The organism is Pseudomonas sp. o96-267, from assembly GCF_003935465.1.
GTDB lineage: Bacteria > Pseudomonadota > Gammaproteobacteria > Pseudomonadales > Pseudomonadaceae > Aquipseudomonas > Aquipseudomonas sediminis.
The window spans coordinates 110,359-136,180 of the sequence record NZ_RHQP01000003.1 but is presented as its reverse complement, the minus strand read 5'-3'; the positions used below and the strand labels follow the sequence as shown (position 1 = coordinate 136,180).

The following is a 25,822-nucleotide window of genomic DNA, read 5'->3' as shown; positions in this document are numbered from 1 at the left end:
CCCCCCACTCACCACCCCCTTCTCCTCGGCGCCCCCCTTATTTTTTCCCCCCCCCCCCCCCCCCACACCCCCCCCCCCCCCCCCCCCCAACCCCCCCCCCCCCCCCCCCCCCGCCCGCCCCCCCCCCTGGCCGCGCCCCGGAAGTCCCGGCGCGACGGCGTTGAACCATTGTCGAACCCGCATAAGAACAACAGGGTAACGCTCATGACTTCACAGATTCCTGCCGCTGTCGGCACTCCGCTGATCACCGAGCTGCAAGTCGTACCGGTCGCCGGTCAAGACAGCATGCTGCTCAATCTGAGCGGTGCCCACGGCCCGTATTTCACCCGCAACATCCTCATTCTCAAGGACAGCGCCGGCCACGTCGGTGTCGGCGAAGTCCCCGGCGGCGAGGGCATTCGCAAGACCCTCGAAGACGCCCGCTCGATCCTCGTCGGCCAGCCGGTCGGCAACTACAACGCCTTGCTCAACCAAGTACGCCGCGCTTTCGCCGATCGTGATTCCGGCGGTCGCGGCCTGCAGACTTTCGATCTGCGCATCACCATTCACGCCGTCACCGCGCTGGAGTCCGCGTTGCTCGACCTGCTCGGCCAGCACCTCGGTGTGCCGGTGGCTGCACTGCTCGGCGAAGGCCAGCAGCGCGATGCGGTGGAAATGCTCGGTTATCTGTTCTTCGTCGGTGACAAGGACAAGACCGATCTCGGCTACCGCGACGAGCGCGATGCCGATGACACCTGGGAGCGCGTGCGCAACCAGACCGCATTGACGCCGGAAACCATCGTCCGCCAGGCCGAGGCCGCGCATGCGCGTTATGGCTTCAACGATTTCAAACTCAAGGGCGGTGTGCTGCATGGCGAAGCCGAAGTCGAGGCGATCCGCGCCCTGGCCGCGCGCTTCCCTGAGGCTCGTGTGACGCTGGACCCCAATGGCGGCTGGTCGCTGGATGAAGCCATTGCCCTGTGCCGCGACCTGCATGGCGTGCTGGCCTATGCCGAAGACCCGTGCGGCGCCGAGAACGGCTACTCTGGTCGTGAAGTGATGGCCGAGTTCCGCCGTGCCACCGGCCTGCCGCCTGCGACCAACATGATCGCTACCGACTGGCGGCAGATGGGCCACACCATCTCCCTGCAATCGGTGGATATCCCGCTGGCCGACCCGCACTTCTGGACCATGGCCGGTTCGGTACGCGTGGCGCAGATGTGCAACGACTGGGGCCTGACCTGGGGTTCGCACTCCAACAACCACTTCGACATCTCCCTGGCCATGTTCACCCACGTCGCCGCGGCGGCGCCGGGTCGCGTCACTGCCATCGATACCCACTGGATCTGGCAGGACGGCCAGTACCTGACGCGCAACCCGCTGCGCATCGAGGGTGGTCTGGTGCAGGTGCCGAAGACGCCGGGTCTCGGCGTCGAGCTGGATTGGGACGCGCTGGCCAAGGCGCACGAGCTGTACCAGACCAAGGGCCTGGGCGCGCGTGACGACGCCATTGCCATGCAGTACCTGATCCCCAACTGGACCTTCAATAACAAGAAGCCCTGCCTGGTTCGTTGAGCCGAGCCCGACGCCGTGCCGTGGCTTTGTAGGGTGGGCCGGGCGGCGTTCCGTTTTAGCCCACCCTACGGCCTTACCGGCTGAGCCTTTCCTGCTGTCTCGCGAGCCTTGCCGATGCCAGATGCCAAACCGGGTCGTGTGCGCTACAGCATCTTGTTGATGCTGTTTCTGGTCACCACCATCACCTTCGCCGATCGCTCCAGCCTGTCCGTCGCCGGTTCGGCGATGCAGGCCGGCCTGGGCATCGACGCGGTGACGCTCGGCTACATCTTCTCGGCGTTCGGCTGGGCCTATGTGATCGGGCAGATTCCCGGTGGCTGGCTGTTTGATCGCTTCGGCACCAAGCCGGTGTACACCCTGGCGTTGTTCGTCTGGTCGGCGCTGACCCTGCTGCAGGGCTTCGTCGGCTGGCTGCCGGGGACCTGGGCCGGGACCTCGATGTTTCTGCTGCGGCTGCTGGTGGGCTTTGCCAGTGCGCCGTGCTTTCCCGGCAATGCGCGCATCATCGCCTCGTGGTTTCCTACCGCCGAGCGGGCTACGGCCACGGCCATCTCCAGTTCGGCGCAGTATGCTGCCACCGCCCTGTTCGCACCCTTGATGGGCTGGGTAGTGCAGGTGATGGGCTGGCAGTCGGTGTTCATCGTGCTCGGTTGTCTGGGGCTGGCGCTGTCGCTGCTGTGGTTGAAGCAGCTGCATGGCCCGCGTCAGCACCCGCGTATCGAAGCGGCCGAGCTGGAACATCTGGAGCAGGGCGGGGCGCTGATCGATCTGGAAGGGCAGCGTAGCGGTGATGGCGGTTCGCAGTGGCGCTACCTGGGCCTGCTGCTGCGCCAGCGCACGATGATCGGCATCTACCTCGGCCAGTATTGCAACAACGCCATTACCTATTTCTTTCTCACCTGGTTTCCGGTCTACCTGGTGCAGGCGCGCGGCATGAGCATTCTCGGCGCCGGTTTCGCTGCCGCCTTGCCGGCTATCAGCGGTTGCGCCGGTGGCGTGCTCGGTGGGCTGCTGTCCGATGGCATGTTGCGTCGCGGTCACTCGCTGACCCTGGCGCGCAAGCTGCCGATGGTGTTCGGTCTGCTGCTGTCGAGCGCCGTGGTGCTGTGCATTTTCGTCGACAGCGACACGGCTGTGATGGTGCTGATGGCCCTGGCCTTCTTCGGCAAGGGCCTCGGCTCGCTGGGCTGGACGCTGGTGGCCGACACTTCGCCTCGGCAGATCCTTGGTTTGTCCGGCGGGCTGTTCAACACCTTCGGTAACCTGGCAGCGATCACCACACCTATCGTTATCGGCTACCTGGTCAGCCGTACCGGATCATTCGATTGGGCATTGGCCTATGTTGGTCTCAATTCCCTGCTGGCGGTCGTGAGCTTCGGCTTGATCGTCGGCCGTATTCACAGGGTCGAGTTGGACGCTGCGTCTGGCTCGGCATCCTGAACGCACAACAGGAGCAAGCGTCATGCAGTTGATTCCCCATCAGGATTCGCCCCGTTACATCCGCCTGCACCCGAGCGACAACGTTGGTGTGGTGGTCAATGACCAGGGCGTTGCCGCTGGCGGCCAGTTCGACGATGGCCTGACGGCTATCGAAGGCATCCCGCAGAGCCACAAGGTGGCGCTGGTGGATATCGCCGAAGGCGGCGAGGTGGTGCGTTATGGCGAGGTCATCGGCTATGCGTTGAAACCCATCGCCGCCGGCAGCTGGGTCACCGAGCAGGTGCTGCGCATGCCCGAGCCGCCGGTGCTGGACAACCTGCCCAAGGCGACCATCAAGACCGCACCCGGCGAGCCGCTGGAGGGCTACACCTTCGAAGGCTTCCGCAACCCGGACGGCAGCTTCGGCACCCGTAACATCCTCGGCGTGACCACCACCGTGCAGTGCGTGGTCGGCGTGCTCGATCACGTGGTCGAGCGCGTGCGCAAGGAAATCCTGCCCAAATACCCCAACGTCGACGACGTGGTGGCGCTGTCGCACAGCTACGGTTGCGGCGTGGCGATCAACGCGCCGGACGCGGTGGTGCCGATCCGCACGCTGTACAACATCAGCCGCAACCCCAACCTGGGTGGCCAGGCGCTGGTGATCAGCCTCGGCTGCGAGAAGCTGCAGGCCAACCAGTTGATGGATGGCGACCAGCTCACCAACGGCATGGACGAGGAAGATTGGCTGTTCCGCCTGCAGGATTCCGGCACCGGCTTCACCGGCATGGTCGAGCAGATCATGGGCATGATCGAAGATCGCCTGAAGGTGCTCGATCTGCGTCGTCGCGAGACCGTACCGGCTGCCGAACTGGTAGTCGGCATGCAATGCGGCGGCAGCGATGCCTTCTCCGGTATCACCGCCAACCCGGCCCTTGGCGTAGCTGCCGACCTGCTGGTGCGCGCCGGCGCTACCGTGATGTTCTCCGAGAACACCGAAGTGCGTGACGGCATCCACCTACTGACGCCGCGTGCCGCTAGCGTCGAGGTGGCCGATGCGCTGATTCGCGAGATGGACTGGTACGACCGCTACCTTGCACGCGGCATGGCCGACCGCAGTGCCAACACCACGCCGGGCAACAAGAAGGGCGGGCTGAACAATATCGTCGAGAAGGCCATGGGCTCCATTGCCAAGTCCGGCAACGGCACCATCGCCGGTGTGGTCGCGCCGGGCGAGCGCATTCGTGGCAAGGGCCTGTGGTTCTGCGCCACGCCGGCCAGCGACTTCATCTGCGGCACGCTGCAATTGGCGGCGGGCATGAACCTGCACATCTTCACCACCGGTCGTGGCACGCCCTATGGCCTGTCCATGGTGCCGGTAATCAAGGTGGCCACACGCACCCAACTGGCCGAGCGCTGGCCGGATCTGATCGACGTCGACGCCGGGCAGATCGTCTCCGGGCGCATGACGCTGGAGCAAATGGGCTGGCACATCTTCCAGCTCTACTTGGACGTGGCCAGCGGTCGCAAGCAGACCTGCGCCGAGCACCTGCGCCTGCACAACGACCTGGTGCTGTTCAACCCGGCGCCGGTGACCTGAGATGAGTGGCCTGTCCGATGATCTGCTTCAGGCGTTGCGCAAGGCGGTCGGCGAGGCTGGCCTGATCACTGACGCCGAGCGCATGCAGAGCTACCTCAGCGACTGGCGCGGTGCCTACCGTGGCCAGGCGGCTGCCGTGCTGCGTCCGGCGTCGACTGAGGAAGTTGCTGCCGTGGTACGCCTGTGCGCGCAGGCCAGCGTTGCCCTGGTGCCACAAGGCGGCAATACCGGCCTGTGCGGCGGCTCGATCCCGGATGACTCTGGCGCGCAGGTCGTGCTGTCGCTGACGCGCATGAAGCGTATCCGCGCAGTGGACGTGGGTAATGAAACCATCACCGTCGAAGCGGGGGTGATCCTGCAGCAGTTGCAGGAGGCGGCCGTCGAAGTCGGCCGGCTGTTCCCGCTGTCGCTGGGCGCCGAGGGCAGTTGCACGGTCGGTGGCAACCTGGCGACCAATGCCGGCGGCACCGCGGTGCTGCGTTACGGCAACATGCGCGACCTGACCCTGGGGCTGGAAGTGGTGTTGCCCGATGGGCGTATCTGGGACGGCCTGCGCGGGTTGCGCAAGGACAATACCGGCTACGACCTCAAGCACCTGTTCATCGGCAGCGAGGGCACCCTGGGCATCATTACCGCCGCCGTGCTCAAGTTGTTCCCCGCCGTGCGCAGCCTGACCACCGCTTGGGTCGCCTTGCCCAGCCCGCAAGCGGCCGTCGAGCTGATCGGGCAGATGCGCAGCCTGTGCGGCGACCGCCTGACCGGCTTCGAACTGATGTCGCGGCAAAGCGTCGAGTTCGTCCTGCGTCACGTAGCCGGTGTCAGCGATCCCTTCGCCGACACGCATCCCTGGTACGTGTTGATCGAGCTGAGTGACTCCCAGCCCAACGCGCCCTTGAACGAGTTGCTGGAAGAGGGCCTCGGTGCTGCCTTCGAACAGGGTGTGGCGCTGGATGCCGTGGTCGCCGCCAGCGACGCGCAGGTGCGCGCCTTGTGGGCGTTGCGTGAAGGCATCTCGGAGGCGCAGAACCACGAGGGGCCGAGCCTCAAGCACGACATCAGCGTGCCGGTCAGCCGTATTCCCGACTTCATCGAACGTACCGATGCCGCACTGCAGCAGGCCTTCCCCGGTGTGCGCATCGTGGCCTACGGGCACGTCGGCGACGGCAACCTGCATTACAACATCAGCAAGCCAATCGGCGCCGAGGATGTCGCGTTCAAGGCGCAGGCCGAGGCGATCATGCGCGTGATCTACGACCAGACCCTGCGCTATGCCGGTAGCATCAGCGCCGAACATGGCCTGGGCCAGTCCAAGCGCCTGGCTGCGCAGCACTACAAGGCGCCGCTTGAGCTGGAGTTGATGGCCCGCGTCAAGCAGGCGCTGGATCCGGCTGGGCTGATGAACCCGGGCAAATTGCTGTAGCAGGCCGTTGAAAAACGTAGGCGAGGTAGCCAGTGCAATACCGATGGCGGCCCCGCAAATACAGGCGAAAAAGCGGAGTTTACGAGCTGTAAATGAGCATTTTGAGCCTGTATTTAACGCAGCATTGGCAACGCAGGTAGTTTTTCAACAGCCTGGTAAATCGCACGATCCAAACAGGAGGTTCCATGAGCAAACCCAAGGTGCTGCAGATCGGCCCGCTGAGCGAGCGTTTCAACCGCGAGCTGGCCGAAGAGTACGAGGTCAGCGCGCTGTGGCAACAGGCCGAGCCGCTAGCGTTCCTGCGCGAGCACGGCGAGCAGTTCATCTATATGGTGTCCTCAGCACGCTTCGGCTGTACGGCTGACCAACTGGCGCTGCTGCCGAATCTGCGCGCCATCTGCAGCTTCGGCGTGGGCTACGATCCCTATCCGCTGGATCTGCTGCGTGATCGCGGCATCGTGCTCAGCACCACGCCGGACGTGCTCAACGACTGCGTCGCCGACCTGGCCATGGGCCTGATGATCGATAGCGCGCGGCGCCTGTCCGAGGCTGATCGCTTCGTGCGCAGCGGCGCCTGGAGCAGCACCACGGGCTTCCCGCTGGCGCGTCGGGTCAGCGGCAAGCGCCTGGGGATCGTCGGCCTTGGCCGCATCGGCGAGGCAGTGGCCTTGCGCGCCTCCGGTTTCTCCATGCCGGTGCGTTACCACAATCGCCGTGCGGTCGAGGGCAGCCCTTACCAGCACGAGCCGGATCTGCTGGCGCTGGCGCGCTGGGCGGACTTCCTGGTGCTGACCTGCCCGGGCGGCAAGGCCACCCATCACCTGATCAACGCCGAGGTGCTCGAAGCACTCGGCCCGGATGGCTTTCTGGTCAACGTCGCGCGTGGCTCGGTGGTCGATGAGGCCGCGCTGATCACGGCGTTGCAGGGCAAAGTGATCGGCGGTGCCGGGCTGGACGTTTTCGAGCGTGAGCCTCAGGTACCGGAGGCGCTGCGCGAACTGGACAACGTGGTGCTGTTGCCGCACGTCGGCAGCGCCAGTGTCGAGACGCGTCAGCAGATGGCTGATCTGGTGCTGGACAACCTGCGCGCCTTCATCGCCACCGGCAAGCTGCTGACGCCGCTCTGATCCCGCTCGCCACCGAATACGCCGGGCGGCGCTGCCGCTTGGCCTATCGTTACATCGCCACAAGCGCTGTAATCGTCTCTACCTCACCTGCAGCATCCCCGGCGCACCACAAGTGCGCCGTTTTTTCTTCCGCGCGCTGATGTCGGCGGCTCATGCCCTGTAAACTGTTTCGTTTTCCGCAGGCAAGGGGCCATCCACCGTGCAGTCGGTCATCTCCATCCAGCAACTGAACAAGATCTATGCGTCCGGGCATCCGGCGCTGCAAGGCATCGACCTGGACATTCGCCAGGGCGAGATTTTCGCCTTGCTCGGCCCCAACGGCGCGGGCAAGACCACCCTGATCAGCATCATCTGCGGCATCGTCAATCCGGGCGATGGCAAGGTGCTGGTCGGCGGCAAGGACATCGTCCGTGACTACCGCGCGGCCCGCTCGCAGATCGGTCTGGTGCCACAGGAACTGGTCAGCGACGTGTTCGAAACCGTCTGGGCGACGGTAAAGTTCAGCCGCGGTCTGTTCGGCAAGAAGCCCGACCCGGCCTACCTGGAGCAGTTGCTCAAGGATCTGTCGCTATGGGACAAACGCAACGCCAAGATCATGGAGCTGTCCGGCGGCATGAAGCGCCGAGTGATGATCGCCAAGGCGCTCTCCCACGAACCGCAGATTCTCTTTCTCGACGAGCCCACCGCTGGCGTCGACGTCGAGCTGCGCCGCGACATGTGGAACATGGTGCGGCGTCTGCGTGAGCGCAGCGTGACCATCATCCTGACCACCCACTACATCGAGGAGGCCGAGGAAATGGCCGACCGCATCGGGGTGATCAGTAAGGGCCGCATCATCCTGGTGGAAGACAAGCAGGTGCTGATGCACAAGCTGGGCAAGAAGCAGCTGACCCTGCACCTGCAGCAGCCGCTGTCCTGCGTGCCGGCCGAGCTGTCGCGCTATGGCCTGGAGCTGGCCGATCAGGGCCATGCTCTGGTGTTCACCTTCGATGCCCAGCACGAGAACACCGGCATCGCCGAACTGCTGCGCGACCTGGCTCAGCACGGCATCGACTTCAAGGATCTGCAGTCGAGCCAGAGTTCGCTGGAGGAGATTTTCGTGTCACTGTTGGAGGAGTCGCGCGCATGAACCTGTACGCCATCAAGGCCATCTACCTGTTCGAGCTGGCGCGCACCTGGCGCACCCTGCTGCAGAGCATCGCCACGCCGGTGATCAGCACCTCGCTGTATTTCGTGGTGTTCGGCTCGGCCATCGGTTCGAGCATGACCCAGGTGCAGGGCGTGAGCTACGGCGCCTTCATCATTCCGGGTCTGATCATGCTGGCACTGCTGACCGAGAGCATTTCCAACGCCTCGTTCGGCATCTACATGCCCAAGTATTCGGGGAGCATCTACGAGATTCTGTCGGCGCCGGTCTCGTACCTGGAAATTCTGATCGGCTATGTCGGCGCGGCGGCGACCAAGTCGGTGATCCTCGGCATCATCATCCTGCTCACCGCCAGGCTGTTCGTCGATTTCGAGATTCAGCATCCGCTGTGGATGGCGTCTTTCCTAGTGCTCACCGCGCTGACCTTCAGCCTGTTCGGCTTCATCATCGGTGTGTGGGCCGATGGCTGGGAGAAATTGCAGATCGTCCCGGCGCTGATCGTCACGCCACTGACCTTTCTCGGCGGCGCTTTCTATTCGATCAGCATGCTGCCGCCAGCCTGGCAGACGGTGACCCTGTTCAACCCCGTGGTGTACCTGATCAGCGCCTTCCGTTGGAGCTTCTACGGCGTGTCTGACGTCAACGTCGGCGTCAGCCTGGCGATGGTGCTGGGCTTCCTGACGCTATGCATTCTGCTGGTCGGCTGGATCTTCAAGACCGGTTACCGGCTAAAGAGCTGAGGCCATTCGCGGCTGAAGCCGCTCCTACATAGGTCGCGTACGCCTCTGATTTTAGGAGCGGCTTCAGCCGCGAAACGATTGAAATGAGGGGGCGCATCATGCGCCCCTTGTTCGTTCGCAGCCTGTAGGGCGGGTGAAACCCGCCAATGAATAGATGGTGGCACGGAACCGTGGGAGGCGCTTTAGCGGCGATTGATGTCAAGTCGTCGCGGCTAAAGCCCTTCCCACAGAAGCTCTACCGTGTTCGGCTTGCTCACTTAACCCGCACTTCACACTCAAAGGTTTCCGCTGGCGGCACGTTCGGCTCCCAGGGTTGCTGGTAGGTCAGCAGCAGGCGACCTTCGCCTGGCTCACGTGCGGTGAAGCGCCAGGTGGAGATGCCGCCAGCACCCACCAGCCCAGCGTCTTCCGGGTTGCTGTAGACCTCGGGGCCGAGGCTCTGCAGCACGCCCGGCGCAGCATCACGCACGTCCCAGCGAAACCCGGTGGTGGGGTTGCTGGGCAGGCTGAGAATCAGCTGCTGACCCTTGTTCAGCGTCAGCGGGCACTGCCGATCCTTCTTCAGCTCCAGCGTGCCGGATTGATGGGCGCAGGCCGTAAGCAGGGCCAGGGCGGGCAGGGTAAGCAGGCGCAAGGTGGCGTGCATGAAGAACTCCAGTCGACGAAACCTGGCCCAGCATAGCGGCATAGACCTGTCGGTGGCGACCTTGGAGATGCGCGGCTTGCTGTGGGAGCGAGCTCTGCTCGCGAATATTGGCGAGGCTGAAAAGCTTCGCGAGCAACGCCCGCTCCCACATCTGTCTGTCTAGTCGAACAACACCTTGGCCACGTCGCTGTAGCGCTTGGCGAGGTGCACGGTAATGCCTTCTTTGAGATAGTCCGGCAGTTCCTCGTAGCTGCCGCGATTGGCCTCCGGCAGGATCAGTTCATGGATCTTCTGCCGCCGCGCCGCGATCACTTTCTCGCGTACGCCACCGCTGGGCAGCACCTGGCCAGTGAGGGTCAGCTCGCCGGTCATGGCTACGCCTTTCTTCGGCGCCTGGTTGCGCGCGAGCGACAGCAGGGCGCTGGCCATGGTGATGCCAGCACTGGGGCCATCCTTGGGCGTGGCGCCTTCCGGTACGTGCAGGTGGACGAAGGCCTGGTCGAAGAAGGTCGGGTCGCCGCCGAACTGCTTCAGATGCGAGCTGACGTAGCTGTAGGCGATCTCCGCCGACTCCTTCATCACTTCGCCGAGCTGGCCGGTGAGCTTGAAGCCGCGATTGAGCGTATGGATACGCGTCGCTTCGATCGGCAGGGTCGCACCGCCCATGCTGGTCCAGGCCAGGCCGGTGATCACCCCAGTGCCGGCCAGCACTCGCTCGTTGCGGAATACCGGCATGCCGAGGGCTTCCTCGAGATCCTTGGCACCAATGCGGATCTTCGCCTCGGGATCGTCCAGTAGCTTCACCACTGATTTACGCACCAGCTTGCCCAGTTGCTTCTCCAACTGGCGCACGCCGGCTTCGCGGGCATAGCCTTCGATCACCGCGCGCAGCGCCGCATCGCTGATGGACAGGCGCGTCTTCGGCACGCCGGCTTTTTCCAACTGCTTGGGCCACAGGTGGCGCTTGGCGATGGCCAGTTTTTCCTCGGTGATATAGCCGGACAGGCGGATCACTTCCATGCGGTCGAGCAGCGGGCCGGGGATGGAGTCGAGAGTGTTGGCGGTGCAGACGAACAGCACCTTGGACAGGTCCAGGCGCAGATCCAGGTAGTGGTCGAGGAACTCGACGTTCTGCTCTGGATCGAGGGTCTCCAGCAGCGCCGAGGCCGGGTCGCCCTGGTAGCTGGTGCCCATCTTGTCGATCTCGTCGAGCATGATCACCGGGTTCATCACCTCGGCTTCCTTCAGCGCCTGCACCAGCTTGCCGGGCATGGCGCCGATGTAGGTACGGCGATGGCCCTTGATCTCCGCCTCGTCACGCATGCCGCCCACCGAGAAACGGTAGAACGGCCGGCCGAGCGACTCGGCGATGGATTTGCCGATACTGGTCTTGCCCACGCCGGGCGGGCCGACCAGCAGTACGATGGAGCCGGCAATCTCACCCTTGAAGGCGCCGACGGCCAGGAACTCGGTGATGCGCTCTTTGATGTCGTCCATGCCGGCGTGGTGCTTGTCCAGCACCTTGCGCGCGCGGCCCAGGTCGAGCTTGTCCTGGCCATGAATGCCCCAGGGCAGAGCGGTGGACCAGTCCAGATAATTGCGCGTGACGGCGTACTCCGGCGAGCCGGCTTCGAGGATCGACAGCTTGTTCAGCTCCTCGTCGATGCGCTTCTGCGCCTGCGCAGGCAGGGTCTTGCCTTCGAGGCGGGCGAGGAATTCCTCGCGATCCGCGCTCTTGTCGTCCTTGCTGAGACCCAGCTCCTGCTGGATCAGCTTGAGCTGCTCCTTGAGGAAGAACTCGCGCTGGCGCTCGCCGATCTGTTTGTTCACTTCGGCCGACAGTTCTTTCTGCAGTCGACCGACCTCGACCTCCTTGCGCAGTAGCGGCAGCACCTTCTCCATGCGCTTGAGCATGGGCACGGTGTCGAGCACTTCCTGCAGTTCATGGCCGGAAGCAGTGGTCAGAGCGGCGGCGAAGTCAGTGAGCGGTGAAGGCTCGTTGGGACTGAAACGATTGAGGTAATTCTTCAACTCTTCGCTGTACAGCGGGTTGAGCGGCAGCAGCTCCTTGATCGCGTTGATCAGCGCCATGCCGTAGGCCTTGACCTCGTCGCGCGGGTAGGCCGGCGGCTGCGGGTATTCGACTTCGGCCAGGTAGGGGCCGCGCCGGCTGAGCCAGCCACGAATGCGCACGCGGGTCAGGCCCTGGGCGACGAACTGCAGCTTGCCGCCTTCCTCGCTGACGTGGTGCACGCGCACCAGGGTGCCGTGCTCGGGCAGGCTATCGAGATCGAACTCGCCGTGCTCGTCCGGTGGGTTGTCGACGTAGAACACCGCCAGGCATTTGTGTTCGGTGTTGTCCACGCGCTTGAGCGTGCGCCCCCAAGGGTGCTCGTTGACGATCACCGGCAATACCTGCGCGGGGAAGAACGGGCGATTGTTGATAGGGATGATATAGAGCTTGTCCGGCAGCCTTTGTGCGGGCAGCACCAGGCCGGTGGTGGATTGCACGTTGTCGTCGACAGCTTCGGAGTGGATGTCCTGATCGTTCATGGAGCACCTTTGCTTGCACGTTGGTTGCTACATGGGGCGACTGCGGGATTTTTTCAACGTTTCAATCGAGGCTCAGACGAATGCCCTGCAGGCGCTGTTCGATCAGTGGGGTGAGCAGGGCGAAGCACTCACCGGGCGCCAGGCGAATCTGCGCGGGTTCGATCAGATCACTCTGCAGGCGCTCGATCAGTGCGAGCAGATGCGAGTCCTGTTCCTGATCGAGCATGCGCTTGCAGAGAAAGCGCAATTGCATCTGCAGGCCGGGCGGGCAGCGTTCGTAATTGGCCGCGCGTACCGCCAGGCCGCGCAGCCTGGCAAGGTCTTCCAGCGCGCGGCAGGCCTCACCGAGCCCGCGAATTCTGGGGTGATGCTGACGGTAGAGGCGATCTTCGAGTTGTTCGATCACCGTCAGCAGTGCCTCGATCAGTCGGCAGTGGGCAGCGAAGTCGGCAGGTTTGCGGCGCAACTGCGGCCACTGTTGCTGCAAGGCTGGTAGTTGCATGTCGGCGCCGGGCCAGTCGAGCCAAAGCTGGTCCAGCTGCTGCGCCTGCGCATTGCGCTGCGCAAGGCTCGCGGCATCCAGCTGTGCGCCCAATCCGCGATGTTGCTGCAAGGCCTGAAGCAGGTCGAGGCAGCGCTGCACGATCCTGGTATCCGCCTGCTTGCTGGCTCTCAACTGGCGATTTTCCGCGCGGTGGGTGAGCCAGTAGCTAAGTGTGAGCAACGCGACCAGCAGGGTCAGAAAAATGAGGGCGGCATTACTCATTGAGGTTCGCTTGTCATGATCGTTAGAGAGGAGCGAAGCAACTCTCCTGCCATTTTCCCGAGGCTACGTAATGCGGTTCAACGGGGTTGATAGGGTGCACGGTAATGGAGCCAGCGGGTATTCGGAGATGCGATTTGGTGCGTAGGTTGCTATAGGTGCAACCATTTCGCTGATGGGTGGTTGCGGCGTTTTCTGTTGGAAAGGAGTAAAGTGCAACCCTTGTTTCGTGCCGCCAGTCTTTTGCGATGTTGCAAGCCCGTGTGATCCGCCTGGATGAACAGGCCCATGAACATGCCCATGACCATCATCAACTGGTGATGTCTCTGGTCGGCCGCGCCGAATTCGAAGTCGGCGGTCGTGGTGGAGAAGTCTGCCGCATGCGTGCCTGCCTGGTACCGGGCGATGCTGCTCACCAGTTCGCCGGCATGGGGGACAACCGCATGCTGATCCTCGATCTGGACGAGCATGACACCCCCAGCGAAGACCTGGAGCTACTCCACCGTCTGTTCGAAACGCCTCGCTATCCCGCCCTCGATGTCGATTTCCAGCACCTGCTGACCTATGCCGGCGCGGAGCTGGAGCGCTATGGCAGCGACTCGATTCTCGCCCGCTCTCTCGGTGGCGTGTTGCTCCGAGCCCTGCACCTGCGCCTGTTCGGCGAGCAGCGCCGACCGCCGCAGGGAGCGATGGATATGCAGCGTCTGGATGACTATATCGGCGAGCACCTGGCGCGGCGCATCAGTGTCGCCGAGCTGGCGCACGAAATGTGCCTGAGCCCCAGCCACTTCCATGCCCAGTTCAAGGACAGCGTCGGCCTCACGCCGCACCAGTATCTGCTCCAGACCCGCCTGGACCGAGCCGCGCGCATGCTGCGCGAGAGCAACCTGCCATTGGTGCGTATCGCCGAGGAATGCGGTTTCTCCAGCCAGAGTGCGCTGACCACGGCCATGCGCCGCTATATGGGCCTGACCCCGAAACGCCTGCGCGCCGCCTGACTCGCGCTTTTGTGGGAGCGAGCTCTGCTCGCGAAGCTTTTGCTGCTGCTGTTCGCGAGCAGAGCTCGCTCCTACAGGGCTGGCAGTTCAGGAGAGTGGCGCCTGTCACCTTGTTGAACACGCCACCACATCAGCAGCGGCGTAACCCAGCATTGGCGCAACGCCGAAGATCGCTCAATCGAGTAGGGTGGGCTTCAGCCCGCCAGTCAGCCCACATGTCATTAAAGCCGACGATGGGCTGAAGCGGATCGCCGCCCGGCCCACCCTACCCATTCTCAGGCGTAGTTCTGCGGGCTCAGCTTGCGCTCGATCAGCTCGATGAGGATGTGCAGGGTCTTGATGTGCAGTTCCTGCACGCGGTCGGCGAAGTCGCCACCGGGGGCACAGATGCACACGTCGGCCAGGCTTTCCAGCAGCGAGCCGGGCTTGCCGGTCAGGGCGATCACCTTCACGCCCAGCGTCTTGGCCGCTTCGGCGGCTTTCACCACGTTGGGGCTCTTGCCGCTGGTGCTGATGGCGATCAACACGTCACCAGCGCGGCCGTGGGACTCGATGTAGCGCGAGAAGATGAAGTCGTAACCGAAATCGTTGGCCACGCAGCTGATATGGCTGGGGTCGCTGATCGACACTGCGGCGATGCCGGGGCGGTTCTTGCGGTAGCGCCCGGTCAGTTCCTCGGCGAAGTGCATGGCGTCGCACATCGAGCCGCCATTACCACAGGAGAAGGCCTTGCCCTTGTTCTCGAAGCTCTCGACCAGCAGTTCGGCTGCCTTCTGGATGTTGCCCAGGGGCTGCTCGTTGGCGAGGAAGGCCTCCAGCGCGCGCTGGGCTTCCTGCAGGCTGTTGCGGATATGTTCGATCATCGCGTCTCAGAACCTCAAGGGAGTTCAGGGCTGGAATAGAAGGCGGTCAGCACTTTCACCAGGTGATCCAGATCATGGCTGCCAGCCAGTTCGCGGATCGAGTGCATGGCGAAGGTGGGCAGGCCGATGTCGACCGTGCGCACGCCGAGCTGGCTGGCGGTGATCGGGCCGATGGTCGAGCCGCAGCCCATGTCGCTGCGCACCACGAAACTCTGTACCGGCACTTCGTTTTCCAGGCACAGGTGGCGGAAGAAACCGGCGGTCTCGCTGTTGGTGGCATAGCGCTGGTTGCTGTTGATCTTGATCACCGGGCCGGCGTTGAGTTTGGGTCCGTGGTTGCCGTCGTGCTTGTCGGCGTAGTTCGGATGTACGCCATGGGCGTTGTCGGCCGACACCAACAACGAGCGCTGGATAGTGCGAACGAAAGCATCGCCGCTAGGCAGCACGCGGCGCAGCACCTGTTCGAGGAAGGGGCCGTCGGCGCCACAGGCGGAGCAGGAGCCGACTTCTTCGTGGTCGGTGCAGACCAGTACGCAGGTTTCCTCGTCATCGGATTCGATCAGTGCTTGCAGGCCGGCATAGCAGGACAGCAGGTTGTCCAGGCGGGCGCTGGCGATGAAATCCTGGTTGAGACCGACGATGGCGGCGCTCTGGGTGTCGTAGAAGCTCAGTTCATAGTCCAGCACTGCGTCCGGGTTGAAGTCGTGCTCCATGGCCAGTTGTTCGGCGAGCAGGGCGCGGAAGTCGGCGGTTTCGCTGCTGGCCAGTTGGGCCAGAATCGGCGGCAGCTCGTTCTGCGGGTTGATCGCCCAGCCCTGGTTGGCCTCGCGGTTGAGGTGGATGGCCAGGCTGGGGATCACGGCGATGGGCTGGTAGAAGTCGATCAGTTGGCTTTCGACCTTGCCGTCGCGGCGGTAGGTCACGCGGCCAGCCAGCGACAGGTCGCGGTCGAACCAGGGGGCGAGCAGGGCGCCGCCGTAGACTTCCACGCCGAGTTGGAAGAAGCCCTGGCGCTGTAGTTCTGGATTTGGCTTGACGCGCAGGCAGGGGCTGTCGGTATGGGCACCGACCAGGCGAATGCCGCCATCGACGGCCGGGCGCTTGCCCAGCTTGAAAGCGATGATCGAGGAGTCGTTGCGGGTCACGTAGTAACGGCCGCCGGCTTCGGTCTGCCAGGGCGCGCGTTCGTCTAGATGGCGGTAACCCGCGGCTTCCAGGCGCATGGCCAGGCTGGTGGTGGCATGGAAAGGCGTCGGCGAGGCGTTGAGAAAATCGAGCAAGCCTTGGATCAGTTCTTCGCGCATAGGGACTCCGGGCAACGATGGCGCGAGTGTAACCAATTTGCATCGCGCTGTGCCGGCTGCGCACTTGTTTGGGGCGATAGTTTCAGACTATCCGCGGGTAGGGTGCGCTGCGCGTTTGCGGTCTGAGATCGCCCCGTCGCCTTTGCTGGTGCGCATTGCGTACCCTACGGGGCGTGGGGGCGGGAGTTATCAGAACGGCGCTGGGCATTCGAAGCGCAGACGTTCGCGCGTTTGCGGATGGGTGAGGGCGAGCATGCTGGCGTGCAGGCACAGCCGTTCATGGGCTGCCAGGGCCTGCTCATGGGCGTAGAGACGGTCGCCTAGCAGTGGATGACCGATGGACAGCATATGCACGCGCAACTGGTGCGAGCGGCCGGTGATGGGTGTGAGCTCGACCCGGCACCAGTCGCCGCAGCGTTTGACGATGCGCCAGTGGGTCAGGGCGTGCTTGCCCAGTTCGTGATCGACGACGTGACGCGGCTTGGTCGGTGGGTCATAGCGCAGCGGCAGATCGATGGTGCCGCTATCGGCCTGCGGCTGGCCCCAGCACAGGGCGGTGTAGGCCTTCTCGGTTTCGCGGTCGTGGAACTGGCGCGACAGCTCGCGGTGGCTGTCGGCATCGCGGGCCAGGACGATGATGCCGGAGGTTTCCCAGTCCAGCCGATGGACGATGCGCGCCTCGGGGTAGCCGTTCTCCTGCAGGCGGGTGACCAGGCAATCCTTGTTGTCATCGGCGCGGCCGGGCACCGACAGCAGCAGGGTGGGCTTGTTGATCACCAGCAAGGCGGCGTCCTGGTGGAGAATTTCGATCTGGCTTAGCGGCATGGTGTGTGGGCTGGTGTAGGAGCGGATTTATCCGCGATGCTGTTGGCCTGAAGAAGCTTCGCGGATGAATCCGCTCCTACAGGTGCGTGTTGCTACAAATAAACACGGCGGCCGAAGCCGCCGTGAGCGCAACTGGACTCGATTAACGATCCGGCAGAGTGATATTGAGCTCCAGAATCGAGCAGCTGCCCTGGTTTTCCAGTGCAACCTGTACCTGATCAGAGTCGATGTTGACGTACTTGCGGATCACTTCCACCAACTCCTGCTGCAGGGCAGGCAGGTAGTCCGGCTGAGTACGCTGGCCGCGTTCGTGGGCAACGATGATCTGCAGGCGCTCTTTGGCGATGGATGCGGTGGTTTCCTTCTTGCGCGAACGCAAGAAGTCAAAAATATTCATTCTCGACCTCCAAACAGGCGCTGCAGGAAGCCCTGCTTCTTCACATCCAGGAAGCGGTGCGCGACTTCCTTGCCAAGCAGGCGATCAACAGCGTCGCTGTAGGCCTGGCCGGCATCGCTCTGGTCATCAAGGATGACCGGGATGCCCTGGTTGGATGCCTTGAGCACGGCCTGGGATTCGGGGATCACGCCGAGCAGACGGATGGCGAGGATTTCCTCGACGTCTTCGACGCCGAGCATTTCGCCCTTGGTGACACGCTCGGGGTTGTAGCGGGTCAGCAGCAGATGTTCCTTGATCGGCTCTTCGCCTTTCTCGGCGCGGCGCGACTTGCTCGCCAGCAGGCCGAGCATGCGGTCGGAGTCACGTACCGAGGACACTTCCGGGTTGGTCACGACGATGGCTTCGTCGGCGAAATACATCGCCAGGTGTGCACCCTTCTCGATACCAGCAGGCGAGTCGCAGACCACGTATTCGAAATTCTGCGACAGCTCGGAGATGACCTTCTCGACGCCTTCCAGGGTCAGGGCGTCCTTGTCACGGGTCTGGCTGGCGGCCAGCACGTAGAGGTTCTCGAGGCGCTTGTCCTTGATCAGGGCCTGGGTCAGGGTGGCTTCGCCGTTGACGACGTTGACGAAGTCGTACACTACGCGGCGTTCGCAGCCCATGATCAGATCGAGGTTACGCAGGCCGACGTCGAAGTCGACGATGACGGTCTTGTGGCCGCGCAGGGCGAGACCGGTACCGATGGCAGCGCTGGTGGTGGTTTTACCGACGCCACCTTTGCCGGAAGTGACTACGAGGATCTTGGCCAAGGTGATTCACCCCAAAAAATTAAAAAACGCGGGAATCTGAGGCCATTCGAGGCTTCCAGATGCCCTTTTTATGTCCGTAAAAAGTGGCGGAAGTATCCGTTAAAGGCGGGTGATGTTCAACACGTCACCCGACAGACTGACCTGTATCGCATCGCCCCACAGCGGGTCGCGGCGCAGGTCTTCGGCGACCTTGTAATGGCCGGCGATCGACAGCATTTCGGCGCCCATTTGCTGACAGAAAATCCGTGCCTTGGTGTTGCCCTTGATGCCCGCCAGGGCGCGGCCGCGCATGGGCGCGTAAACATGGATGTTGCCATCGGCGAGAAGTTCCGCCCCGGCGCTGACCGGCGCCAGCACGATCAGATCGCCACCCTGGGCATAGACCTGCTGCCCGCCGCGCACCGGGCTGGTGATGATGCGGCTGGGTTTGTGCTCGGGTTCGGCGGGCTTTTCTTCGATTTTTTTCGGTGCTGGATCGAGAGGGCGTTCGCGTGCGCCGGATGGCGGCAGGACTGGCAGATCCATGGCTTCGGCCGCGGCAACGTCGCTTTCACGTGAGGCGCGGATGGCCAGGGTACGCAGGCCGTGGCGGCGGCAGACGGCCATCAGCTCGGCCAGGTCCAGCTCGCCTTCGCCCTCCGGCAGTTTGTCCAGCGCCAGCACCAGCGGCGTGTTGCTGAAGAAGGCCGGGGCTTGGGCGACTTTTTCCGTCAGTTGCGCGTCGAGGCGTTCGAGATCGTTGTGCGCCAGTTCCATCACAGTGATGGCGAGCATGCTGCCCTTGAGCTGGAATACGGGGTCTTGGGCGAGGAGGTCGGCTTGGCTCATGGTGGTGCGATGGGCCTTCTGGCGAGTCGAAAGATGCCCGGACTTATAACGAGATAGCCCGCATGCCGCAAGCCACGTGCGTCAGCCAGGCAGGGGCGAGGTGAAAGCTTGGCTGTCGATTCGCTGTCGTGACCTGCTCTGACGGCTGTGATGCCAGCGAGCCGGTCGGGCAAACTGCGTTAGAATGCGCGGCTTTGTAAGTGATCGGAAACCTTTCATGGATCGCCCCCGCTTTCGCGCCTATTTTCTTCATCCGCGCTTCTGGCCGCTGTGGCTTGGCTTTGGGCTGCTGTGGCTGGTGGTGCAGTTGCCTTATGGCTTGCAGTTGAAACTGGGGCGGGCACTGGGCTGGCTGATGTACCGCACGGCTAGCTCGCGTCGGCAGATCGCTGCGCGCAATCTGGAGCTGTGCTTTCCTGGCAAGAGCACCGCTGAGCGCGAGCGTTTGCTCAAGGAAAACTTCGCTTCCACCGGCATCGCCTTCTTCGAGATGGCCATGAGCTGGTGGTGGCCCAAGGCGCGCTTGGCTCGCCTGGCGCACGTCGAAGGCCTCGAGCATCTGCAGCAGGCGCAAGCCGAAGGGCAGGGCGTGATCCTCATGGCGGTGCACTTCACCACCCTGGAGATCGGTGCCGCGCTGCTCGGCCAGTTGCACACCATCGACGGCATGTACCGCGAGCACGACAACCCGTTGTTCGACTTCATACAGCGTCGTGGCCGCGAGCGCCACAACCTCGATGCCACCGCCATCGAGCGCGAGGATATTCGAGCGATGCTCAAGGTGCTGCGTGCCGGTCGCGCCATCTGGTATGCGCCGGATCAGGATTACGGTCGCAAGCAGAGCATCTTCGTACCGTTGTTCGGCATCCAGGCGGCGACGGTTACCGCCACCACCAAGTTCGCTCGCCTGGGCAAGGCGCGTGTGGTGCCGTTCACTCAGCAGCGTTTGGCCGATGGCAGCGGTTATCGCCTGGTGATCCATCCGCCGCTCGAAGGCTTCCCGGGAGAAAGCGAAGAGGCCGATTGCCTGCGGATCAACCAGTGGGTCGAACAGGCGATCAGCACCTGTCCGGAGCAGTACCTGTGGGCGCACCGTCGCTTCAAGACGCGTCCCGAGGGCGAGCAGAAGCTCTACGGTAAGCGCAAGTAGCAGGCTGTTGAAAAACTACCTGCGTTGGCAATGCTGCGTTAAAAACGGCCTCAAAATGCTCATTTACAACGCGTAAACTGCGCTTTTTCGGCCGTTTTTGCCTAGCCTTGCCTGCCTCGCCTACGTTTTTCAACGGCCTGCTAGCCCATCTATACTGCAACGAAAAACAGGATCGCCTGATGACCGTGATTGCCCGTCCCGATGCGCCCGTTACCGGGTTGATCCTTTCTGGTGGTGGGGCACGGGCGGCCTATCAGGTGGGCGTGCTGTCGGCCATTGCCGACCTGTTGCCGGACGCCTCGCACAACCCCTTTCCGGTGATAGTTGGCACCTCGGCCGGGGCGATCAATGCTGTCAGTCTGGCCTGTGGCGCACTGCAGTTCGGCGAGGCGGTACGGCGCCTGACCACGGTGTGGCAGGGCTTTCATACCCATATGGTTTATCGCAGCGACTGGCCGGGCGTGCTGCGCCAGGCGGCACGCTTCGTCGGCCACAGCTTGCTCGGTCTGGGGCGCGATGTGCCGGTGGCCTTGCTCGACAGTTCGCCATTGCGCGAGTTGCTGGAGCGCGAGCTGGATTTCTCTGGTATCGCGGCGGCGGTGCGTCATCGCCAGCTGCGTGCCGTGGCGGTGACAGCCTTCGGCTACGAAAGCGGTCAGGCAATGACCTTCTACCAAGGCCGCGCCACCATCGACCCCTGGTTCCGCCACCGCCGCGTGGGTGTGCCGACGCGGTTGCAACTCGACCACCTGCTGGCTAGCGCGTCGATCCCGCTGATCTTTCCGCCGGTAAAGATCAACCGCGAATATTTCGGTGACGGTGCGGTGCGCCAGGCAGCCCCGATCAGCCCCGCGCTGCACCTTGGCGCCAGCCGCGTGTTGGTGATTGGCGTCAGCGGCAACGCGCAAGGTGATCCGCAAGTGCCTGTTCCGGTCAACCCTGCCAACCGCCCGCCGAGCCTGGCGCAGATCGGTGGGCATATGCTCAACAGCACCTTCATCGACAACCTGGAAACCGATATCGAGCTGCTCGAACGACTCAACCAGATGAGCGCGCTGGTGCCGCCGGAGCGGCGTCCGCGCAACCTGGGTTTGAATCCGGTGGATGTGCTGGTGATCGCTCCGAGCCAGCCGCTGGATCAGATCGCCGCACGCCATCAACGTGAGCTGCCCAAGGCGCTGCGACTGTTCCTGCGCGGGCCGGGTGCGACCAAGGCGGGTGGGGCGGGCGTGCTCAGTTACCTGCTGTTCGAGCCTGGCTATTGCAGTGAACTGATCGAACTAGGCTACCAGGACGCGATGACGCGCAAGGCCGACCTCTGCCGTTTCCTTGGCTTGACCGAGGTCGTCCAGTCCGCCTGATTCAGCTCAGGCCAGCACGCCATCACGAAAATCGCGCAGGGCCTGCTCGATTTCCTCGCGGCTGTTCATCACGAACGGCCCGTACTGGACAATGGGCTCTTTCAGCGGTGTGCCGGCGATCAGCAGCACTCGCGCGCCCTGGGCGCTGGCCAGGTGCAGCTCACCCTCGTCGGACAGGCGCACCAGGTGCCCGGCGCTGACCGGTTGAGCGCTGGCCCCAGGCAGCTCCAGCAAACCCTGGTAGACGTAGAGCATCACCCGCTGACCATCGGCCAGGCGCGGTGAGATCTGGCTGCCGGCTGGCAGATTCAGATCGAACAGCTGAGGCTGGGTGTGCGGACGTTGCACGGCGCCGGCCTGGCGGATATCGCCGTCATCGAATTCACCGGCGATCACCACCACCTCGGCACCGGACGCTGTGTCGATGCGCGGGATCTCGCTGGCTGGAATGTCGCGATAGCCCGCTTCGCCCAGCTTGTCCTTGGCTGGCAGGTTGAGCCACAGCTGGAAGCCGCGCATGGCACCGGATTCCTGCTCGGGCATCTCGCTGTGGATGATGCCGCGCGCAGCGGTCATCCACTGCACACCGCCGCTGCCGAGCAGGCCGACGTTGCCCAGGTGATCCTCATGGCGCATGCGCCCCTCGAGCATGTAGGTGATGGTCTCGAAGCCACGATGCGGGTGCGGCGGGAAGCCGGCGATGTAGTCGTCGGGATTGTCGGTGGAAAACTCGTCGAGCATCAGAAACGGATCGAAGCGCTCCAGGCCGGGGCCGCCGATCACACGGTTGAGGCGCACACCGGCGCCGTCGGAGGCAGGTTGGCCGGGCTGGATGCTGATGACGCGGCGTTGCGAGGTCATGGCGAGCTCCTTGAAAGGTAGGAATGACGCCATGCTAGTCGCATTGAATCGATATTTGGGTGGAAAATTTACGGGTTATGCATCGAGAAAGTCGATGCATAACCCTGGCTCAGTCGGCGATCTTCAACTTGCGCGACTCGTGATAGAAGAAGCGCAGCTTTTCGTACTCGAATGGCGAGTTCAGCTGGCCGTAGCGGAAACCGGTGTTGGCGCGGGTATCGACCACGCGCAGCACGGTAATGCCTGGGTTGCTGCGGCTGGCGTCGGCCACATCGAGGTAGTTGCCCGCATTCTCCAGGCTGTAGTCCGCGACCAGGCCACCGGTATCGCGCAGGTTCGACGGACCGAGCAGCGGCAGCATCAGGTACGGGCCGGCGGGCACGCCGTAGTGACCCAGCGTCTGGCCGAAGTCTTCGCTCAGGCGCGGCAGGCCCATCTTCGTGGCTGGGTCCCAGACGCCGCCCACCCCGAGGATGGTGTTGAACAGCAAGCGAGCGGTGCTGTTCATCGCCCGCTTGCCCTTGAGCTGCAGCACGCTGTTGGCCAGCGTGGGAATCTCGCCGAGGTTGTTGAAGAAGTTGTGCACGCCGGTCTGCACCAAGTTCGGCGTGACGTAGCGGTAGCCGTCGACCACGGGCAGGAACACCCACTGATCGAAACGGTAGTTGAAGTGGTAGACGCGTCGGTTCCACGACTCCAGTGGGTCATAGACCTGCAGGGCGTCACTGGAGGCGCGTTCGAACTCTTGTTGATCCAACCCAGGGTTGAATTGCAGGTTCTGCAGCGGATTGGTGAAACCGTCTGCGTCGACTTGGCCTTCGGCCAGTGTCTGCCCGCTGGCCAGCAGCAGGGCGAGGATAAGGGTACTGTGCTTAACCACGGAAGAACTCCAGCATGGCGTCGCTGTTGACGCGATAGTTGAGGTTGCCGCAGTGCCCGCCACGCGGGTAAAGGGTCAGGCGGTCGCCGAAGGTGCGGCGCAGGAAGCCGATATCGCCTGGGCCGAGGATCAGATCGTCGGCATTGTGCATCACCGAGACCTTGTCGCTGCCTTTGAGGTAGTCCTCCAGGGCGTAGAGGCTGCTCTTGTCGATCAACTGGTTGAGGCTGCCGCCGTCATAGCGCGCACGCCACATGGGCATCAGTTGTTCGGCGATGTAGCAGTCGAAGTCGCAGCGCAGAGCCATCTGGAAGAACGGCGTGAGGCTGGTGCTCTCGGTGATGCGGTAGTCGCGCGGGGTAATCAGGCCGCGGCGGTTGAGCAGGTCCGAAGTGAAGACGATATCGGCCGACGAGAAGCGGAACGAGGTGCCGATCAGCATCGCCATCTGCTCGTCGGAGAGTTTTTCCTTGGATTGCTGGAAGTCGTAGAGCATGGCCTCGTTGATATCGAGGTAGCCCTTGTCGTTGAAGTAGCGAGTCAGCTTGCCCAGCACCAGGTCATAGAAATTGGTGCTGTTGTCGATGCCTTGCACCTTGGTCTGCACCAGCTTGTCCAGGTTGCTGACAGAGGTGTAGAGGTTGACCGGCGGGTTGAGCAGCAGCACGCGTTTGAAATCGAAGGCTCGGCGGGTTTCGTCCAACTGGCTGACGAAGGCGGCATGCAGCGCCCCCCGGCTGTAGCCGGTGAGCAGGAACTCGCTGATCTCCAGCTTTGGATGCTGGGCACGCACGGCCTGCATGGCGCGGTACAGATCGTCGGCATCATCCGGGCTGTAGCCTGGCGTGGCCGAGCGCGAGGCAGCGGCCATGAAGTCGTAGCTGGTCGGCGACGACAGCTGCACGACATGGAAGCCAGCGCCGTAGAACAGCTTCTTCAGGTATTCGGTGGTGCCGCTGGCATAGTGCGCGCCGGTGCCGGAGATGATGAAAATCAGCGGCGCACGACCGTTCTGCTGGGCCAGGCGGTAACGCAGCTTGGTCACCGGCCAGAAGTTGTCCAGCAACTCAAACTCACGATCCGGCCGCAGGCGTACCGAGTAGTCGCGTTGCCGGATGTCGCCATCGGCCGGCAGCGTCGGGCGCAGCTCCGGCGGCGTGGTGGCGATGGTCGCCTCGAACGGGTTGGCCAGTGGATAGCCGTAGCTTTCGGCATCCACGTCGGCGGCCATCGCGGAGGCACAGAAGACCAGGCCACCGAGCAAGGCGGCGAGTCGGACAAGGCTGGGCATGTATTAAGTCCCTTTGAATAAGAGAACGTCTGGGTTGAGCAGCTGGCTTATGACAGCAGCAAGCGGGGCAAAGTGCCAGACTATCCTGCCTTATCTCAAGGAAACATGTGTGGCCGCCACCAGAGGCGCGCGACGACTGACTTCAGGCTTTTTCAATCAGGCATGGTGGTGCAGCCAGGCATGCTTTGGGCGCTCTGCCGCAGGCTGACGACGGCGTTCGAAACGCTGCCAGACCTTCTCATGAAAGTAGAAGCCCACCGAGTTGCACAGGGGCTCGATGGCCGCCACCATGCCGCTGGCTGCGACACTGCCAGTCAGGGCATAGGTAACGGCGAAGGCGATGCAGAAGTGCATGATGGTGAAGGTCAGGGTCTTGAGCATGATGCACCTCGTTGGGAATCATTTCGTCATGTAAGAGAGGCTAGTCCTGTTCGTCAGTGTCGGGAAATGTGGCCTTTGCATGGTCTTGATAGTGTTGGTCAATTGATTTCTATTCTTATAAAGTCTCTTTCTATTTATTTTGCCTTGGGGTGTCTGCGTTAAGGTGGCGCTCTCTTTCGGTGGAGTTGGGCGATGCAGATCAGTGATATTCCCTTTGGCGTAACGGACTGGGCTGCGATACCAGCGACCGAGCATCCGGGTGAGCGTGGCGTTGCACGTTGGCGTACTTGCCAGTTCGGTGCGCTGCGTGTGCGCATGGTCGAGTATTCGCCGGGCTACCTGGCCGACCACTGGTGCCGGAAAGGGCATGTGCTGTTGTGCCTGGAGGGAGAGCTGGCCACCGAGCTTGAGGATGGTCGGGTATTCGTGCTCAAGCCTGGTATGAGTTATCAGGTGGCTGATGGGGCCGAGGCTCATCGTTCATCGACGATGTCTGGCGCACGCCTGTTCGTGGTGGACTGAGTCGCAATGCTTTGGCGCATAGCTGCCGATGCCCTGGTGCTGGTGCACCTGGGTTTCATCCTGTTCGTGCTACTAGGTGGCTTGTTGCTGCTGCGCTGGCCGCGTCTGATCTGGCTGCATATGCCTGCAGTTGCCTGGGGCATCGTGGTGGAGTGTTTGCATCTGGGGTGTCCGCTGACTCCCTGGGAAAACCAGTTACGCCGCGCGGCCGGGCAGGCCGGCTATGACGGCGGCTTTATCGAGCATTACCTGATACCGCTGATCTATCCGGCCGGGCTCACGCCACAGATCCAGCTCTGGCTGGGTGCGATCGTGGTGTTGGTCAACCTGAGCATATACGCCTGGCTGATCTGGCGCTGGCGCAACAAGGCTTGATCGCG

At 63.2% G+C, this 25,822-nt stretch carries 26 protein-coding genes; 13 read left to right on the top strand and 13 right to left on the bottom strand.

Features of this window, described 5'->3' with window-relative positions; translation table 11 throughout:
* Positions 1-204: 204 nt before the first annotated feature.
* The 7 genes from gudD to EGJ86_RS03070 all read left to right on the top strand — a co-directional run bounded on the left by gudD (position 205) and on the right by EGJ86_RS03070 (position 9,007).
* Positions 205-1,554 carry a glucarate dehydratase gene (gudD, locus tag EGJ86_RS03100; protein WP_125834012.1) on the top strand — a complete coding sequence of 450 codons (1,350 nt, stop codon included), beginning with the start codon at positions 205-207 and terminating at the stop codon, positions 1,552-1,554.
* A 114-nt stretch (positions 1,555-1,668) separates the two neighbouring features.
* Positions 1,669-2,994, top strand: a complete 1,326-nt coding sequence (locus EGJ86_RS03095; RefSeq protein WP_125834011.1) for an MFS transporter — start codon at positions 1,669-1,671, stop codon at positions 2,992-2,994.
* Between the two features lie 22 nt (positions 2,995-3,016).
* Complete coding sequence (garD, locus tag EGJ86_RS03090) at positions 3,017-4,573, top strand: galactarate dehydratase (RefSeq protein WP_125834010.1); 1,557 nt, start codon at positions 3,017-3,019, stop codon at positions 4,571-4,573.
* Between the two features lies 1 nt (position 4,574).
* The gene (locus EGJ86_RS03085) at positions 4,575-5,993 is read left to right on the top strand and encodes an FAD-binding oxidoreductase (protein WP_125834009.1); all 1,419 of its coding nucleotides are present in this window, start codon (positions 4,575-4,577) and stop codon (positions 5,991-5,993) included.
* A gap of 185 nt (positions 5,994-6,178) precedes the next feature.
* On the top strand, positions 6,179-7,120 hold the full coding sequence (locus EGJ86_RS03080; RefSeq protein ID WP_125834008.1) for a 2-hydroxyacid dehydrogenase: 942 nt from the start codon (positions 6,179-6,181) through the stop codon (positions 7,118-7,120).
* A gap of 199 nt (positions 7,121-7,319) precedes the next feature.
* Positions 7,320-8,249, top strand: coding sequence for an ABC transporter ATP-binding protein (locus tag EGJ86_RS03075; protein WP_125834007.1), 930 nt, complete (start codon positions 7,320-7,322; stop codon positions 8,247-8,249).
* Complete coding sequence (locus EGJ86_RS03070; RefSeq protein ID WP_125834006.1) at positions 8,246-9,007, top strand: ABC transporter permease; 762 nt, start codon at positions 8,246-8,248, stop codon at positions 9,005-9,007. The genes EGJ86_RS03075 and EGJ86_RS03070 overlap by 4 nt, the downstream gene beginning before the upstream one ends.
* A 253-nt stretch (positions 9,008-9,260) precedes the next feature.
* Here the strand turns inward: EGJ86_RS03070 and EGJ86_RS03065 are convergent, their stop codons facing one another.
* Entirely contained in the window at positions 9,261-9,653 is a 393-nt protein-coding gene (locus EGJ86_RS03065) for a protease inhibitor I42 family protein (RefSeq protein ID WP_125834005.1), read from the bottom strand.
* Here EGJ86_RS03065 and EGJ86_RS24940 point away from each other — a divergent pair.
* Positions 9,652-9,816: a hypothetical protein gene (locus EGJ86_RS24940; protein ID WP_158620892.1), complete on the top strand. Its 165-nt coding sequence runs from the start codon at positions 9,652-9,654 to the stop codon at positions 9,814-9,816. The two genes, EGJ86_RS03065 and EGJ86_RS24940, sit on opposite strands and share 2 nt — an antisense overlap.
* On the opposite strand, the gene lon is transcribed toward EGJ86_RS24940, so the two are convergent.
* Both lon and EGJ86_RS03055 read right to left on the bottom strand, forming a co-directional pair.
* Positions 9,813-12,206, bottom strand: a complete 2,394-nt coding sequence (gene lon / locus EGJ86_RS03060; protein WP_125834004.1) for an endopeptidase La — start codon at positions 12,204-12,206, stop codon at positions 9,813-9,815. The genes EGJ86_RS24940 and lon overlap by 4 nt on opposite strands.
* Before the next feature lie 61 nt (positions 12,207-12,267).
* Entirely contained in the window at positions 12,268-12,972 is a 705-nt protein-coding gene (locus EGJ86_RS03055) for a hypothetical protein (protein ID WP_125834003.1), read from the bottom strand.
* Between the two features lie 245 nt (positions 12,973-13,217).
* Here EGJ86_RS03055 and EGJ86_RS03050 point away from each other — a divergent pair, with 245 nt between their 5' ends.
* Positions 13,218-13,967: an AraC family transcriptional regulator gene (locus EGJ86_RS03050; RefSeq protein ID WP_125834002.1), complete on the top strand. Its 750-nt coding sequence runs from the start codon at positions 13,218-13,220 to the stop codon at positions 13,965-13,967.
* 275 nt (positions 13,968-14,242) lie between these two features.
* Here the strand turns inward: EGJ86_RS03050 and lpcA are convergent, their stop codons facing one another.
* The 6 genes from lpcA to minC all read right to left on the bottom strand — a co-directional run bounded on the left by lpcA (position 14,243) and on the right by minC (position 18,996).
* Positions 14,243-14,830, bottom strand: a complete 588-nt coding sequence (gene lpcA / locus EGJ86_RS03045; RefSeq protein ID WP_125834001.1) for a D-sedoheptulose 7-phosphate isomerase — start codon at positions 14,828-14,830, stop codon at positions 14,243-14,245.
* A gap of 14 nt (positions 14,831-14,844) precedes the next feature.
* Positions 14,845-16,134 carry a M18 family aminopeptidase gene (locus tag EGJ86_RS03040; RefSeq protein ID WP_125834000.1) on the bottom strand — a complete coding sequence of 430 codons (1,290 nt, stop codon included), beginning with the start codon at positions 16,132-16,134 and terminating at the stop codon, positions 14,845-14,847.
* A gap of 189 nt (positions 16,135-16,323) precedes the next feature.
* Positions 16,324-16,959, bottom strand: a complete 636-nt coding sequence (locus EGJ86_RS03035; protein WP_125833999.1) for an RluA family pseudouridine synthase — start codon at positions 16,957-16,959, stop codon at positions 16,324-16,326.
* Between the two features lie 142 nt (positions 16,960-17,101).
* Complete coding sequence (minE, locus tag EGJ86_RS03030; protein WP_004423407.1) at positions 17,102-17,356, bottom strand: cell division topological specificity factor MinE; 255 nt, start codon at positions 17,354-17,356, stop codon at positions 17,102-17,104.
* Positions 17,353-18,168, bottom strand: a complete 816-nt coding sequence (gene minD, locus EGJ86_RS03025) for a septum site-determining protein MinD (RefSeq protein ID WP_037003648.1) — start codon at positions 18,166-18,168, stop codon at positions 17,353-17,355. The genes minE and minD overlap by 4 nt, the downstream gene beginning before the upstream one ends.
* 99 nt (positions 18,169-18,267) lie before the next feature.
* The gene (gene minC / locus EGJ86_RS03020; protein ID WP_106733111.1) at positions 18,268-18,996 is read right to left on the bottom strand and encodes a septum site-determining protein MinC; all 729 of its coding nucleotides are present in this window, start codon (positions 18,994-18,996) and stop codon (positions 18,268-18,270) included.
* Between the two features lie 217 nt (positions 18,997-19,213).
* On the opposite strand from minC, the gene EGJ86_RS03015 reads away from it, so the two are divergent.
* Both EGJ86_RS03015 and EGJ86_RS03005 read left to right on the top strand, forming a co-directional pair.
* The gene (locus EGJ86_RS03015; protein WP_125833998.1) at positions 19,214-20,146 is read left to right on the top strand and encodes a lipid A biosynthesis lauroyl acyltransferase; all 933 of its coding nucleotides are present in this window, start codon (positions 19,214-19,216) and stop codon (positions 20,144-20,146) included.
* Positions 20,147-20,325: 179 nt separating this feature from the next.
* The gene (locus tag EGJ86_RS03005; protein WP_125833997.1) at positions 20,326-21,507 is read left to right on the top strand and encodes a patatin-like phospholipase family protein; all 1,182 of its coding nucleotides are present in this window, start codon (positions 20,326-20,328) and stop codon (positions 21,505-21,507) included.
* 6 nt (positions 21,508-21,513) lie between these two features.
* Here the strand turns inward: EGJ86_RS03005 and EGJ86_RS03000 are convergent, their stop codons facing one another.
* The 4 genes from EGJ86_RS03000 to EGJ86_RS02985 form a co-directional block, all read right to left on the bottom strand.
* Positions 21,514-22,368 (bottom strand): pirin family protein, encoded by an 855-nt coding sequence (locus EGJ86_RS03000; RefSeq protein WP_125833996.1) that lies wholly within the window; start codon positions 22,366-22,368, stop codon positions 21,514-21,516.
* 109 nt (positions 22,369-22,477) lie between these two features.
* On the bottom strand, positions 22,478-23,248 hold the full coding sequence (locus EGJ86_RS02995) for a VacJ family lipoprotein (protein ID WP_125833995.1): 771 nt from the start codon (positions 23,246-23,248) through the stop codon (positions 22,478-22,480).
* On the bottom strand, positions 23,241-24,539 hold the full coding sequence (locus EGJ86_RS02990) for a serine/threonine protein kinase (protein ID WP_125833994.1): 1,299 nt from the start codon (positions 24,537-24,539) through the stop codon (positions 23,241-23,243). The genes EGJ86_RS02995 and EGJ86_RS02990 overlap by 8 nt, the downstream gene beginning before the upstream one ends.
* Before the next feature lie 156 nt (positions 24,540-24,695).
* Positions 24,696-24,920, bottom strand: coding sequence for a DUF2061 domain-containing protein (locus EGJ86_RS02985; protein ID WP_099522227.1), 225 nt, complete (start codon positions 24,918-24,920; stop codon positions 24,696-24,698).
* A gap of 192 nt (positions 24,921-25,112) precedes the next feature.
* Between EGJ86_RS02985 and EGJ86_RS02980 the strand changes: the two genes are divergently transcribed.
* Entirely contained in the window at positions 25,113-25,442 is a 330-nt protein-coding gene (locus EGJ86_RS02980; RefSeq protein WP_125833993.1) for a DHCW motif cupin fold protein, read from the top strand.
* A gap of 6 nt (positions 25,443-25,448) precedes the next feature.
* The gene (locus EGJ86_RS02975; protein ID WP_125833992.1) at positions 25,449-25,817 is read left to right on the top strand and encodes a DUF2784 domain-containing protein; all 369 of its coding nucleotides are present in this window, start codon (positions 25,449-25,451) and stop codon (positions 25,815-25,817) included.
* Positions 25,818-25,822 lie beyond the last annotated feature (5 nt).

Coding starts and splice junctions, on each gene's coding strand:
- EGJ86_RS03085 (WP_125834009.1), top strand. CDS start 4,575: ATGAGTGGCCTGTCCGATGATCTGCTTCAGGCGTTGCGCAAGGCGGTC.
- lpcA (WP_125834001.1), bottom strand. CDS start 14,830: ATGATCGAACATATCCGCAACAGCCTGCAGGAAGCCCAGCGCGCGCTG.
- EGJ86_RS03055 (WP_125834003.1), bottom strand. CDS start 12,972: ATGAGTAATGCCGCCCTCATTTTTCTGACCCTGCTGGTCGCGTTGCTC.
- EGJ86_RS03080 (WP_125834008.1), top strand. CDS start 6,179: ATGAGCAAACCCAAGGTGCTGCAGATCGGCCCGCTGAGCGAGCGTTTC.
- EGJ86_RS02985 (WP_099522227.1), bottom strand. CDS start 24,920: ATGCTCAAGACCCTGACCTTCACCATCATGCACTTCTGCATCGCCTTC.
- EGJ86_RS02980 (WP_125833993.1), top strand. CDS start 25,113: ATGCAGATCAGTGATATTCCCTTTGGCGTAACGGACTGGGCTGCGATA.
- gudD (WP_125834012.1), top strand. CDS start 205: ATGACTTCACAGATTCCTGCCGCTGTCGGCACTCCGCTGATCACCGAG.
- lon (WP_125834004.1), bottom strand. CDS start 12,206: ATGAACGATCAGGACATCCACTCCGAAGCTGTCGACGACAACGTGCAA.
- EGJ86_RS03015 (WP_125833998.1), top strand. CDS start 19,214: ATGGATCGCCCCCGCTTTCGCGCCTATTTTCTTCATCCGCGCTTCTGG.
- EGJ86_RS03005 (WP_125833997.1), top strand. CDS start 20,326: ATGACCGTGATTGCCCGTCCCGATGCGCCCGTTACCGGGTTGATCCTT.
- EGJ86_RS03095 (WP_125834011.1), top strand. CDS start 1,669: ATGCCAGATGCCAAACCGGGTCGTGTGCGCTACAGCATCTTGTTGATG.
- EGJ86_RS03000 (WP_125833996.1), bottom strand. CDS start 22,368: ATGACCTCGCAACGCCGCGTCATCAGCATCCAGCCCGGCCAACCTGCC.
- EGJ86_RS02975 (WP_125833992.1), top strand. CDS start 25,449: ATGCTTTGGCGCATAGCTGCCGATGCCCTGGTGCTGGTGCACCTGGGT.
- EGJ86_RS03070 (WP_125834006.1), top strand. CDS start 8,246: ATGAACCTGTACGCCATCAAGGCCATCTACCTGTTCGAGCTGGCGCGC.
- EGJ86_RS03035 (WP_125833999.1), bottom strand. CDS start 16,959: ATGCCGCTAAGCCAGATCGAAATTCTCCACCAGGACGCCGCCTTGCTG.
- EGJ86_RS03065 (WP_125834005.1), bottom strand. CDS start 9,653: ATGCACGCCACCTTGCGCCTGCTTACCCTGCCCGCCCTGGCCCTGCTT.
- EGJ86_RS02990 (WP_125833994.1), bottom strand. CDS start 24,539: ATGCCCAGCCTTGTCCGACTCGCCGCCTTGCTCGGTGGCCTGGTCTTC.
- EGJ86_RS24940 (WP_158620892.1), top strand. CDS start 9,652: ATGAAGAACTCCAGTCGACGAAACCTGGCCCAGCATAGCGGCATAGAC.
- minE (WP_004423407.1), bottom strand. CDS start 17,356: ATGAATATTTTTGACTTCTTGCGTTCGCGCAAGAAGGAAACCACCGCA.
- EGJ86_RS03050 (WP_125834002.1), top strand. CDS start 13,218: ATGTTGCAAGCCCGTGTGATCCGCCTGGATGAACAGGCCCATGAACAT.
- minC (WP_106733111.1), bottom strand. CDS start 18,996: ATGAGCCAAGCCGACCTCCTCGCCCAAGACCCCGTATTCCAGCTCAAG.
- EGJ86_RS03040 (WP_125834000.1), bottom strand. CDS start 16,134: ATGCGCGAAGAACTGATCCAAGGCTTGCTCGATTTTCTCAACGCCTCG.
- garD (WP_125834010.1), top strand. CDS start 3,017: ATGCAGTTGATTCCCCATCAGGATTCGCCCCGTTACATCCGCCTGCAC.